Raw genomic sequence first — 13,309 nt, forward strand, 5'->3', positions numbered from 1 at the left:
AAACCTCTAACCGCTAATCGGCAGAGGCTTCTCGTTTTTCATCCTAAATAGTCTAGTTTCTTACCACTACGGTATACTTCATCAATTGTAGCACCGCCTAAGCATTCATCTCCATCATAGAAAACAACTGCTTGTCCTGGCGTAATCGCACGAATTGGTTCATCGCAAAGAATACGAACTGTATTATCATCAACGATTTGAACCGTTACCTTGTTATCCTCTTGACGATAACGGAATTTCGCTGTGCACTTAAATTCCTTTTCTTTCGCTCTGTTGCTTACCCAACCTATATTCGTAGCAATGACTTCATCACCATATAAAAGCTCATTGTGGAATCCTTGATCAACATATAAAATATTTTCTTTCAAGTTTTTCCCAACAGCGAACCAAGGATCACCATTACCACCAATACCAAGACCATGACGTTGTCCAATTGTATAGTACATTAAACCGTCATGTTTCCCTTTCACTTCGCCAGATAGTGTTTGCATCACACCTGGCTGAGCTGGTAAGTAGTTACTTAAGAAATCTTTAAAGTTACGCTCACCAATAAAGCAGATACCTGTACTATCTTTTTTCGTCGCTGTTGCTAAACCAGCTTCTTTTGCCATTTCACGAATTTGTGGTTTCTTTAATTCGCCTAACGGGAACATTGTTTTTGATAGTTGCTCTTGGCTTAATTGATTCAAGAAATATGTTTGATCCTTATTATCATCAACACCGCGTAGCATTTTATATTCGCCATCGATATAAGCAACACGTGCATAATGACCTGTCGCTACATAATCGGCACCAAGCGCAATCGCATGTTCTAAAAAGGCTTTAAATTTAATTTCTTTGTTACACATTACATCTGGGTTTGGCGTACGACCAGCTCGGTACTCATCTAAAAAGTACGTAAATACTTTATCCCAATATTGTTTTTCAAAGTTTACTGCATAATAGGGGATACCGATTTGATTGCACACTTCGATTACATCATTGTAATCTTCCGTTGCTGTACAGAAACCATTCTCGTCTGTATCATCCCAGTTTTTCATAAAAATCCCGATTACATCATAACCTTGCTCTTTTAATAAAAGAGCTGCTACAGATGAATCGACGCCACCGGACATCCCAATGACAACGCGCGTTTCGTGAGGTAGTTTGTTCATCATGTCACCTCCCATGCTATTTTTGTGTTAATCGCTTCACGATTTTCACTGTTTCGTACGCTGCTTTTTCCACTTGTTCTTTCGTATTACCAAGACCAAAGCTAAAACGTACGGATGAACGTATTTGATCGGAATCTTTTCCAAACATCGCCACTAACACATGCGATGGGTCAATAGAACCAGCTGTACATGCAGAACCACTTGATACTGCAATACCTGCTAAGTCTAAGTTTACAAGAAACGGCTCAATATCCATTCCTGTGAAACTTACATTAAACACATGTGGTAAGCGATATTCTAAGTTTCCGTTTACCTCGAAAGTAATGTCTTCTTTTTGAAAGACAGATACCATTATATCTTTAAATCCTTCATATTGGGCAATTTTTTGCTCACGCGTTGATTCTGCCAACTTAACAGCTTGCTCTAGCCCAACGATGCTAGGTACATTCTCAGTACCTGCACGACGTTTTCGCTCTTGCTCCCCGCCCGTTAATAACGATTCAAACTTCACTTGCGCGCTAGCATATAAATAACCTACACCTTTTGGACCATTAATTTTATGAGCTGAGATTGATAATAAATCAATGCCTAACTCTTTAACATCAATTGCTGTTAAACCGTAGGCTTGTACAGCATCCGTGTGAAAATAAGCGTGATGTTCTTTTAACAGTTCTCCAATTTCTGCAATCGGTTGAACCGTTCCAACTTCATTATTTCCAAACATAACAGATACGAGAATCGTTTCATCTGTTAACGCCTCTTTTACATCAGAAACTTGAACACGACCTGTTTCATCAACCGGTAAATACGTCACCTCAAAGCCTTCTCGCTCTAACGCTTCACATGTATGCAAAATAGCGTGATGTTCAATCTGCGTCGTAATAATATGATTTCCTTTATTGCGGTTTGCACGTGCCACACCTAAAAGTGCTAAATTATCAGCCTCCGTACCACCGCTTGTAAAAATAATTTCATTTGGATTTGCATGAATGCTACGTGCACAAACACGTCTTGCTTCATCTACAGCATGGCGCGTTTGGCGTCCATAAAAATGAATACTAGACGGATTACCAAATATTTCTGTCATATATGGAATCATCTTTTCGACTACTTCTGGGTGAGCCGGAGATGTCGCAGCATGATCTAAGTAAATGCGTTCCATCAGATCTCCTTCTTTCCAAATCGTTTCACAAGGAATTAAATGTAAAACATATAACCCCCATGATTCTCTTCCTCATAACGTACTAAATCTTCTAGAGTTGTACTATCTAATACTTCTTGTACTGCATCACGAACACGCATCCACAACTGGCGCTGTGCTGGTTCTTCCTCTTCTATCATTTCAACAACGCTAATTGGGCCTTCTAAAACACGAATTACATCGCCAGCCGTAATATTAGCTGGTTGGTCAGATAATACATAACCACCATATGCACCACGCGTACTTTTTACAAGACGAGCGTTACGAAGTGGAGAGATTAATTGCTCTAAGTAATGTTCAGATAGGTCATGCGCTTGCGCAATTGATTTTAAAGAAATTGGACCCTCACCAAACTTCTTCGCAAGATCAATCATAATTGTTAAGCCGTAACGGCCTTTCGTTGAAATTTTCATCTATTTCGCACCTCTTTTCAAAATTTCACTTCTATTAGTTAAATCTTTATTCGTAAGAAGAACACAATTTTAAAATCAAAATCCTATGAAATTATAGCATAATATAGTATTATAAGAAATTTCAACTTATGTATCAAAATGATAACATAAAATCACATTGAAAAACTCGGTAATTATTACAATAAAGAGAAGAATGAAAAAATTAAGCAGAATTACTTATAAATACAGTAGTATATTTCAATTTTCCATAAAAAAGATGATACCATAGAATATGATTACATATTAAGGGAGACGGTCATAATGAAACAACCACTCGCACACCGAATGCGTCCGACAAATATTAAAGAAATAATTGGTCAAGAGCATTTAGTTGGTGAAGGGAAAATTTTATGGCGAATGGTTCAGGCAAACCATTTCCAATCGATGATTTTATACGGTCCACCCGGAACTGGAAAAACATCGATTGCTAGTGCAATTGCCGGCAGTACAGGGACGCCCTTTCGCCTATTAAATGCTGTTACTCATAATAAAAAAGACATGGAAGTTGTCGTGCAAGAAGCAAAGATGCACCGCCACCTTGTTTTAATTTTAGATGAAGTTCACCGCCTAGATAAAGCAAAACAAGACTTCTTATTACCTCACTTAGAAAGCGGGCTTCTGACCTTAATTGGCGCAACAACAAGTAATCCATTCCATGCGATTAACTCTGCCATTCGTAGCCGATGTCAAATCTTTGAACTACACGCACTAACAGAAAATGATATTTTAATCGGCTTAAAACGAGCGCTTGAAGATAAAGAAAAAGGTTTAGGTGAATATCATGTAACTGTTACAGATGAAGCAATGTGTCACTTTGCAAATGCCTCTGGCGGAGATATGCGATCGGCTTATAACGCACTTGAACTTGCTGTTTTATCTAGCTTTACAACAGACGATCAATCAACCGAAATCACATTAGAAATTGCTGAAGAATGTTTACAGAAAAAGAGTTTTGTTCACGACAAAGGCGGAGATGCTCATTATGATGTCCTATCTGCCTTTCAAAAATCAGTTCGCGGAAGCGATGTGAACGCTGCACTTCATTATTTAGCGCGCCTTATTGAAGCTGGTGACTTACAAAGTATCGGGAGACGTCTTCTTATTATGGCATATGAAGACATTGGACTGGCTAGCCCGCAAGCAGGTCCCCGTACACTTGCTGCGATTGAGTCGGCAGAACGTGTTGGTTTTCCAGAAGCTCGCATTCCGCTTGCCAATGCAGTTATCGAACTTTGTCTTTCTCCAAAATCAAATTCAGCATACAAGGCACTTGATGCAGCACTTCACGACTTGCGAAACGGACAAACTGGCGATATCCCAAGTCATTTAAAAGATAGTCACTATAGAGGTGCTGAATCATTAGGTAGAGGTATTGGATACTTATATCCACATGATTATCCAAATGGATGGGTACAGCAGCAATACTTACCAGATAAAATAAAAAACAAGCAATATTATAAGCCGAAAACAACGGGGAAATTCGAACAAGCACTTTCAGGCGTATATGAAAGATTGCAAAGTTCGTATAAAAGCAAACCAAAAGGGTAATCTAAGCGAAAACGACATGATAATGGAGGTTTCGCTTATGAAAACGCGCCAAGATGCATGGACAAGAGAAGACGATCTCCTTTTAGCAGAAACCGTTTTACGACATATTCGCAGTGGAAGTACTCAGCTGAAAGCGTTCGATGAAGTTGGAGACAAATTAAACCGGACTTCAGCTGCTTGTGGTTTTCGCTGGAATGCTGAAGTCAGACAAAATTATGAGGATGCTGTACAGCTCGCTAAGAAGCAAAGAAAAGAGTTAAAGCGTTCGGAAGCAAATGTAGAAAAAGAGCAACTATTAAAGCTAAAACCAAAACAAAAAGTCGTAATTGATGCTGATTTTTCCGAAGCAATCGTTTCTAATAAACATTCTCTTACAATGCAAGATGTAATCTCATTCTTGCAAAACCTAGGGCATAATAATCCTCACTTAGAAAAGATACAAATTGAAAATGAAGACTTGCATACAAAGCTTGCCTCCTTACAAAAAACAAACGATGAACTAGAAGTCAAACTAGCATCTTTAACGAAAAAACAACAAGCAATCGAAGAAGATTATGCGATGCTTGTTAGAATTATGGACCGTGCCCGGAAGCTTGTGTTAGTAGATGAACAGCAAGATCAAATTGCACCTATTTTTAAAACGGATCAAAACGGGAATTTAGATATTATATATTCGGCAGAAAATTAAAATACTCTAAAGAAACAGGAAATATATTACTTTTATGCTATTATAAACATAACAAGACTTGTTACTGAAAGGAGAGGTTATCTATTTCATTAACAATTTTCAAAATTACACTTGGGATTCTTGTGTTACTTTTAGGATTCTTCACAATTAGAGGTTTAAAAAAGACTTCTGCATACAAATCGGACAAATTCGAGAATTATTTATTATTTTTAATCGCTTTTGAATCTATCGTCTTACCGATATGGATATTTCTTTAACATCTCTTCATACAAATAAAAAAGCGTATACTCCTCATGGAATATACGCTTTTTTATTTTTTATTCTTGCCCTACACGCTTCACTTCTACGTTTTTAATACGTTCACGTACAACGTGACTCGCCATAATTAAACCAGCCACAGATGGTACGAAGGCATTTGAGGAAGGTGGTAATTTCGCTTTACGAATTTTCGCATTTTCGTCTGGTACGATTTCTTTACGTACTTCTTCACGAATTACGATTGGGTTTTCGTCAGAGAAGACAACTTTTACACCTTTTTTAATACCCTCTTTACGAAGCTTCGTACGAATTACTTTCGCAATTGGATCTGTATGTGTTTTAGAAATGTCCGCAATACGGAAACGAGTTGGGTCCATTTTATTTGCTGCGCCCATACTTGAGATAATTTTAATTTTACGACGTAAACATTGTTTAATTAAATGAATTTTGAACGTAATTGTATCAGATGCATCCACTACGAAATCTAAGCCGTGTTTAAAGAACTCTTCATATGTTTCATCTGTATAAAACATTTCTAGTCCAATTACTTCACATTCCGGATTAATGTCTGCAATGCGCTCTTTCATTAATTCTACTTTTGAACGTCCTACAGTAGATACTAAAGCATGAATTTGACGGTTTACATTTGTAATATCTACAACGTCTTTATCAACTAATACAAGACGTCCTACGCCAGAACGCGCTAACGCTTCTGCTGCGAATGAACCTACACCGCCAATTCCTAGAATACCAACTGTACTATTTTTTAATATTTCAAGACCTTCTTTTCCGAAGGCTAATTCATTACGTGAAAATTGATGTAACATTCAGCTCTACACTCCTATTACAAAAATGGTCTACCATGTATTCTAGCGTTTTTCCGACTATTTGTATAGAAAAAGTTATAGAATTCCTAAAAATACATATTCAAAAAAAGGATTACTAGCTAAACCGGACTTTTTAAATTTCCCTTCCAATCTATGTTTAAAAAGGAGGATTCAGAGAGCCGAGCTGTTCGAGGCGCTGACGCCAGGAGGAGCGGAGTGTAGGATTGCTTACACGAGCACCGGACTGGCGAAGCAACGAAGAAATGCGACTGCTATCTGAACCAGATTTTTTAAACTTCCACTAAAAAAAATCCTAGATGGGTTTAGTATAACCATCTAGGACTCCTTCTTACTTCTCTTCTTTTACGTTTAATTGTAAGTATAGCTCTTCAAGCTGCGCTTCTGCAACAGGGCTTGGAGCATCTGTTAATAAGCAGCTTGCGCTTGCTGTTTTCGGGAATGCAATTGTATCACGAAGGTTTGTACGGCCTGCAAGTAACATTACGAGACGGTCTAAACCTAATGCGATTCCGCCATGTGGTGGTGTACCATATTCGAACGCTTCTAATAAGAATCCGAATTGTTCTTGTGCTTCTTCTTGAGAGAATCCAAGAGCTTTGAACATTTTTTCTTGTACATCACGCTCATAAATACGAAGTGACCCACCACCAAGCTCATAACCGTTTAATACAAGGTCATATGCTTGTGCACGCGCTTTTTCTGGTGCTGTTTCTAATAACTCAACATCTTCACGGAATGGCATTGTGAATGGATGATGCGCTGCGAAGTAGCGATCAGCATCTTCATCATACTCAAGAAGCGGCCAATCTGTTACCCATAGGAAGTTAAATTTGCTTTCGTCAATTAACTCAAGTTCTTTACCTAAGCGTAAACGAAGTGCACCTAAGCTATCTGCAACAACGCTCTTCTTATCAGCAACGAATAATAATAAGTCACCAGCAGCCCCATCTAATGTGCTCATTAGTACGTTTGCATCTTCTTCACCGAAGAATTTCGCAATTGGTCCTTTTAAGCCATCTTCTTCAACTTTTAACCAAGCTAAACCTTTTGCTCCGTATACTTTTACGAATTCAGTTAATGCATCAATGTCTTTACGAGAATATTTACCTGCTGCACCTTTTGCATTAATTGCTTTTACTTGCCCGCCGCTTTCTACAGCACTTGTGAACACTTTGAAGCCGCAATCTGCTGCAAACTCAGATAAGTCAGTAAGCTCCATTGCAAAGCGTGTATCTGGTTTATCAGAACCGTAGCGAGCCATTGCATCAGCATACTTCATACGAGGGAATGGTGCACGAACCTCTACGCCTTTTGCATCTTTCATCACTTTTGTCATCATACGTTCCATCATTTCTAGAATTTCATCTTGTGTTAAGAATGATGCCTCGATGTCAATTTGTGTGAATTCTGGTTGACGATCGGCACGTAAATCTTCATCGCGGAAACAACGTGCTACTTGATAATAACGCTCAAATCCGCCGACCATTAGAAGCTGTTTAAATAGCTGTGGAGATTGAGGTAACGCGTAAAATTCACCTTCATGCACACGGCTTGGTACTAAATAGTCACGTGCTCCTTCTGGTGTACTCTTTGTTAAAATTGGTGTTTCAACTTCTAAAAACTCTTCTGAATCTAAGAAGTTACGAATTGTTTTTGTCACGTCGTGACGCATTTTGAATGTGTTATACATAACAGGGCGACGTAAATCTAAATAACGATATTTTAAACGAACATCTTCTGATGCATCTGTATCGTCTGCAATAATAATCGGCGTTGTTTTTGCTGCATTTAATACATTTACTTTCGTTGCTTGTACTTCAATGCGCCCTGTTGCCATATTTTCATTAATTGCACCTTGACCACGTTCAACAACTGTTCCTTCTACGTGTAATACGTATTCGCTACGAATTGTTTCTGCTACTTCTAGTGCTTCTTTTGATGTTTCTGGGTTAAATACAACTTGCACGATACCTGTACGGTCACGTAAGTCGATGAAAATGAGTCCGCCTAAGTCACGGCGTTTTTGTACCCAACCTTTTAATTGAACGGTTTGTCCAACTGCTTCTACTGTTACTTTTCCACATGTATGTGTTCTTTCAGCCATTGTTCGTTCCCCCTATATTAATTTCTCTGCTACATATGAAGCAAATACATCTAAAGCCACTTCTTCTTGTCCACCTGTTGCCATATCTTTTAAGTTGATGATGCCTTTATCTAGCTCATCTTCTCCTAATACAGCTACATATTTCGCATTTAGACGATCTGCTGATTTAAATTGTGCTTTCATTTTGCGATCTAAATAATCTTTTTCAACTGATAATCCAGCTTTACGAAGATCAAATGCAATTTTTGCTGCGTGATCTTTCGCTTTATCTCCAAGTGCTACAACGTAGCAATCAATGTTATGTTCAATTGGTAATTCAATATTTTCAGCTTTCAGCGCCATAATTAAACGTTCAATACTCATCGCAAAACCAATACCAGGCATTTCTGGACCACCGATTTCTTGTACAAGACCGTTATAGCGACCACCGCCACTTAATGTCGTGATTGCACCGAAACCGTCTGCTTCACTCATAATCTCAAATACAGTGTGCTGATAGTAATCTAAACCGCGCACTAGATTTGGATCTTTTTCAAATGGGACACCCATCATTGTTAATAACTCTTGTACTTTTTCATAGTACGTTGTTGATTCTTCGTTTAAGTATTCTGTAATAGACGGTGCTGTGCTCATTAATTCATGATCACGGTCCTTTTTACAGTCTAAAATACGAAGTGGATTTTTCTCTAAACGAGATTGGCAATCTGAACAGAATTCGCCGATGCGAGGCTCAAAGTGAGCGATTAACGCCTCACGGTGCGCTTGACGGCTCGCTGCATCACCTAAGCTATTTAGGACAACTTTAATGTTTTTTAATCCCATGCCGCTGTAGAATTCTACAGCAAGTGCAATCACTTCCGCATCAATTGCTGGATCATTACTACCGATTGCCTCGATACCAAATTGTACGAATTGACGATAGCGACCCGCTTGTGGTCTTTCATAACGGAACATTTGACCGATGTAATATAATTTCGTTGGCTGTGTTGCATCACCATACATTTTATTTTCAACATAAGAACGTACAACAGGTGCAGTTCCTTCTGGACGTAATGTTAAGCTACGTTCGCCACGATCTTGGAATGAGTACATTTCTTTTTGTACGATATCTGTTGTATCACCAACACCGCGTAAAAATAATTCTGTGTGCTCAAAAATTGGTGTACGAATCTCTTTATAGTTGTAACGACGGCAAATTTCGCGTGCTTGCCCTTCGATATACTGCCATAACTCAACGGTTCCTGGAAGAATATCTTGCGTTCCGCGTGGGATTTGAATAGACATATTCAGTTCCTCCTCAAATTGTTTTAATCTTATTAAAAATAAAAAAACTCCCGCCTCTACTGATTATCCAGTAGGGACGAGAGTATTATTACCCGTGGTGCCACCCTAATTGAAGCACGTATGCTTCCACTTTTTTAATAACGCTTAAACTTGCGTTCAACCCCTACTAAGCATTTGTGCCGTTCAAGTTGAAACCTACAGAGTGTCATTCGATTAGTCATCATGTAGAAATGTTTTCAGCCTAGGACATTTCCTCTCTTTTCATGTGTATCTCATCTACTCTTCTCTATCATCGGTTCTCTTCATATGTAAATATAAAATTACTATACGTTTGTTCAGGGCGATTGTCAAGTGCACTAGGAGCGTTCAATCTGCTTCTTTAACCGTTTTACATCCTGCAATGAAATACCAAATTCAGATGCAAGCTCCATAGAGGTATTATTTTGTTCTCTTGCAATAAACTCATGAAAATTCACGTTAAATAATTGGTTTGCACCGTTTGTAACAGAGTGTCCTTTTTCATTCATGCGCATACGCGTATCCCTCACAATCAATATGGATGTTTTTACTTTTATTGTTCCATATTGATTGTCCGGTTATACCCATAAATGACTAACGCTTATTTCATCAACAGGCTTTTATTATATTACGTATATCTTCTCAAGCAAGACTATTCCATGCTACTTTTATATAAACCGTCAGCTCTTTGGATACTAAAGAACGTTACAATGATTCCTGCCATTACAAATACTACCCAAGTGCCATAACTTGCTACCGCAAAAACAACTCCTAATACATGTAAAAGAATTGCCGCGCTAAATCCTAAAGCAAGTTTAGTGTCTTTAAAGATCGACCAATTCATACGCTTGCTCCCCCTTAAATACCTTTTCACACACATACCCCAAATCAAATTTTTACCAATATATACATTATACTATATCGTCCATTCTCCTTCACAACCATTTTATTATAAATTAGAAAAACATAACACGAACTATAAAGCTTATACATAAAAAAGAGAGGATTACAAAACCCTCTCTTCCAGCATCATTATTTACTTTCTAAAATTAAGGTCACCGGACCATCATTAATTAAAGAAACATCCATCATTGCTCCGAACCTGCCCGTTTCTACGCGCAGGCCTTGTTTGCGCAGTTCTTCATTGAAGAAATCATACAAGTTCTCTGCGTAGTCTGGTTTCGCAGCATCCATAAAGTTTGGGCGTCTTCCTTTACGGCAATCTCCGTACAATGTAAATTGTGAAATGGATAGCACTTGTCCCTCCATATCAAGGACAGAATGGTTCATCTTCCCGTTCCCATCCTCAAAAATACGTAAATTCGCAACCTTCTCGGCAATATATGTTGCATCTTTTTCTGTATCTTCATGTGTAATGCCAACTAGCAATGTTAAACCGAACGGAATTTGCCCTACAATCTCACCATCTACTGTAACAGACGCTTCTTTTGATCGTTGCAAGACAACTCTCATATTTTATACACTCCCTATTAATGCATCATGCGGCGTACTGCATAAATTTCTGGAACTCTTTTAATACGCTCTACTACCTTTTTCAAATGATGTAAATTACGAATAGAAATGGACATATTGATCGTTGCCATTTTATTGCGGTCGCTTCTACCTGAAACAGCTGAAATATATGTTTTCGTCTCTGTTACAGCTTGCAGAACTTCATTTAGTAAGCCGCGGCGATCATAACCAGAAATTTCAATATCAACGTTATACTCAATCTCTTTTTCTGGACTACCTTCCCACTCTACTTCTAGTAAACGCTCCTTAGCTTCTTCTGTATGCACATTGACGCAATCACGACGGTGAATAGAGACACCGCGTCCTTTCGTAATGTATCCGACAATATCGTCACCTGGAACTGGGTTACAGCATTTCGATAAGCGAATTAATAAATTGTCAGCTCCACTTACTTTTACACCTGAATCCCATTTTCTGATTTTCATCGGTTTACGAACTTCTTTTACTTCCACAATATCTTGTTCTTCGTCACGCTGTTTGCGGAACTTGTCCGTTAGACGCGTTGCAATTTGTGCAGCCGTAATGCCGTTATACCCAACTGCCGCAAACATATCCTCTTCATTTGCAAAGTTGTATTTCTCAGCCACTCGCTTTAAATTGTCAGGTGCTAATATTTCTTTCATTTCATACTCTAAGCTACGCACTTCTTTTTCAACAAGCTCGCGCCCTTTTTCGATATTCTCATCTCGGCGCTGCTTTTTGAAGAATTGGCGGATTTTATTTTTCGCATGAGATGTTTGCGCAAGTTTTACCCAGTCCTGACTTGGTCCATATGAATGTTTAGATGTTAAAATTTCAATGATATCACCTGTTTTTAATTTATAATCAAGTGTTACCATTTTCCCGTTTACTTTTGCACCAATTGTTTTATTCCCTATTTCTGAATGGACACGGTAAGCAAAATCAATTGGAACAGAACCTAGTGGTAATTCCATGACGTCTCCTTTTGGTGTAAAGACGAATACCATATCAGAAAATAAATCAATTTTTAATGACTCCATAAATTCTTCCGCATTAGAAGCTTCATTTTGCCATTCTAATATTTGACGGAACCACGTTAATTTTTTCTCAAGTGTACCTGTTGCTTCTGCCGCTTTTCCTTCTTTATATGCCCAGTGTGCCGCAATTCCGTATTCTGCAATTTCATGCATTTCTTTCGTACGAATTTGCACTTCAAGCGGGTCACCTTTTGGACCAATCACAGTTGTATGGAGGGATTGATATAGGTTCGCTTTCGGCATTGCAATATAATCTTTAAAACGACCTGGCATTGGTTTCCAGCACGTATGAATAATTCCTAACACTGCATAGCAGTCTTTAATACTATTTACAACAACGCGCACAGCTAGCAAATCATAAATTTCATTAAATTGTTTATTTTGAAGTGCCATTTTACGATAAATACTATAAATATGCTTTGGGCGACCTGAAATATCAGGTTGAATCGCTACTTCTTTCAGTTTGTCACGAATACCCGTCATGACTTCATCTAAATATTCTTCACGTTCTGCACGTTTCCGCTTCATTAAGTTTACAATGCGATAGTATTGCTGCGGATTCAAATAGCGAAGCGATGTATCCTCTAGCTCCCATTTAATAGTATTAATTCCGAGTCTATGAGCTAAAGGTGCAAAAATTTCTAACGTTTCATTTGCGATACGACGCTGCTTTTCTTGAGGCAAATGCTTAAGTGTACGCATGTTATGAAGACGGTCAGCTAATTTGATTAAAATAACACGAATATCTTGGGCCATTGCAATAAACATTTTGCGATGGTTCTCTGCTTGCTGTTGTTCATGAGATTTGTATTTAATTTTCCCAAGCTTTGTAACACCATCAACAAGCATGGCAATTTCTTTATTAAATTCCCGTTCAATATCTTCTAGTGTAACCTCGGTATCTTCTACTACATCATGCAAAAAACCTGCCGACACTGTAGATGGATCCATGTGTAAATCGACTAAAATACCTGCTACTTGAATCGGGTGAATAATATATGGTTCGCCCGATTTTCTATACTGTTCGCTATGTGCATCACGTGCATATTCATAGGCACGTGCCACCAGCTCAATATCATCGTCCGCTAAATATTGACTTGCCTTCTCGAGTACCTGTTCAGCTGTTAGTACTTGCTCATTTGCCATCGAATCACCTTTTATTGAAAATTGACTTTTCCCTTACTCATTAGAATAAATTTTATTCTATCATTATAACCTAATGA

At 38.3% G+C, this 13,309-nt stretch carries 12 protein-coding genes and 1 other annotated feature; of the genes, 2 read left to right on the top strand and 10 right to left on the bottom strand.

Translation table 11 applies throughout. From position 1 onward, the window contains the following. Window positions 1-38: 38 nt before the first annotated feature. Genes mnmA through cymR form a run of 3 tightly spaced genes read right to left on the bottom strand, consistent with a single transcriptional unit; the run spans window position 39 to window position 2,768 of the window. Window positions 39-1,154, bottom strand: coding sequence for a tRNA 2-thiouridine(34) synthase MnmA (gene mnmA, locus JDS96_RS09995; protein WP_018782988.1), 1,116 nt, complete (start codon window positions 1,152-1,154; stop codon window positions 39-41). Between the two features lie 16 nt (window positions 1,155-1,170). After that, a complete protein-coding gene (locus JDS96_RS10000) occupies window positions 1,171-2,316 on the bottom strand; it encodes a cysteine desulfurase family protein (RefSeq protein ID WP_199666702.1) in 1,146 nt (381 codons plus the stop codon). Window positions 2,317-2,351: 35 nt separating this feature from the next. Further along, window positions 2,352-2,768 (bottom strand): cysteine metabolism transcriptional regulator CymR, encoded by a 417-nt coding sequence (cymR, locus tag JDS96_RS10005; RefSeq protein ID WP_000704116.1) that lies wholly within the window; start codon window positions 2,766-2,768, stop codon window positions 2,352-2,354. 300 nt (window positions 2,769-3,068) lie between these two features. On the opposite strand from cymR, the gene JDS96_RS10010 reads away from it, so the two are divergent. Further along, entirely contained in the window at window positions 3,069-4,355 is a 1,287-nt protein-coding gene (locus tag JDS96_RS10010) for a replication-associated recombination protein A (protein ID WP_199666703.1), read from the top strand. A gap of 37 nt (window positions 4,356-4,392) precedes the next feature. Then, window positions 4,393-5,043, top strand: coding sequence for an RsfA family transcriptional regulator (locus tag JDS96_RS10015; protein ID WP_018765894.1), 651 nt, complete (start codon window positions 4,393-4,395; stop codon window positions 5,041-5,043). A gap of 317 nt (window positions 5,044-5,360) precedes the next feature. On the opposite strand, the gene JDS96_RS10020 is transcribed toward JDS96_RS10015, so the two are convergent. The 7 genes from JDS96_RS10020 to relA all read right to left on the bottom strand — a co-directional run bounded on the left by JDS96_RS10020 (window position 5,361) and on the right by relA (window position 13,232). Continuing rightward, window positions 5,361-6,128: a tRNA threonylcarbamoyladenosine dehydratase gene (locus JDS96_RS10020; RefSeq protein WP_000903177.1), complete on the bottom strand. Its 768-nt coding sequence runs from the start codon at window positions 6,126-6,128 to the stop codon at window positions 5,361-5,363. Window positions 6,129-6,477: 349 nt separating this feature from the next. Then, complete coding sequence (aspS, locus tag JDS96_RS10025) at window positions 6,478-8,253, bottom strand: aspartate--tRNA ligase (RefSeq protein ID WP_199666704.1); 1,776 nt, start codon at window positions 8,251-8,253, stop codon at window positions 6,478-6,480. 12 nt (window positions 8,254-8,265) lie between these two features. Then, complete coding sequence (gene hisS, locus JDS96_RS10030) at window positions 8,266-9,537, bottom strand: histidine--tRNA ligase (RefSeq protein ID WP_088094356.1); 1,272 nt, start codon at window positions 9,535-9,537, stop codon at window positions 8,266-8,268. 69 nt (window positions 9,538-9,606) lie between these two features. Next, window positions 9,607-9,839: a binding site (T-box leader), on the bottom strand. 54 nt (window positions 9,840-9,893) lie between these two features. After that, window positions 9,894-10,070: a hypothetical protein gene (locus tag JDS96_RS10035; RefSeq protein ID WP_003200475.1), complete on the bottom strand. Its 177-nt coding sequence runs from the start codon at window positions 10,068-10,070 to the stop codon at window positions 9,894-9,896. Between the two features lie 137 nt (window positions 10,071-10,207). Then, window positions 10,208-10,399, bottom strand: a complete 192-nt coding sequence (locus JDS96_RS10040; protein WP_003200471.1) for a hypothetical protein — start codon at window positions 10,397-10,399, stop codon at window positions 10,208-10,210. Window positions 10,400-10,587: 188 nt separating this feature from the next. After that, a complete protein-coding gene (dtd, locus tag JDS96_RS10045; RefSeq protein ID WP_003200469.1) occupies window positions 10,588-11,028 on the bottom strand; it encodes a D-aminoacyl-tRNA deacylase in 441 nt (146 codons plus the stop codon). A 17-nt stretch (window positions 11,029-11,045) separates the two neighbouring features. After that, window positions 11,046-13,232 (bottom strand): GTP diphosphokinase, encoded by a 2,187-nt coding sequence (gene relA, locus JDS96_RS10050; protein WP_003200467.1) that lies wholly within the window; start codon window positions 13,230-13,232, stop codon window positions 11,046-11,048. Window positions 13,233-13,309 lie beyond the last annotated feature (77 nt).

It is taken from the genome of Bacillus cereus group sp. N21 (assembly GCF_016483395.1).
GTDB lineage: Bacteria > Bacillota > Bacilli > Bacillales > Bacillaceae_G > Bacillus_A > Bacillus_A pseudomycoides.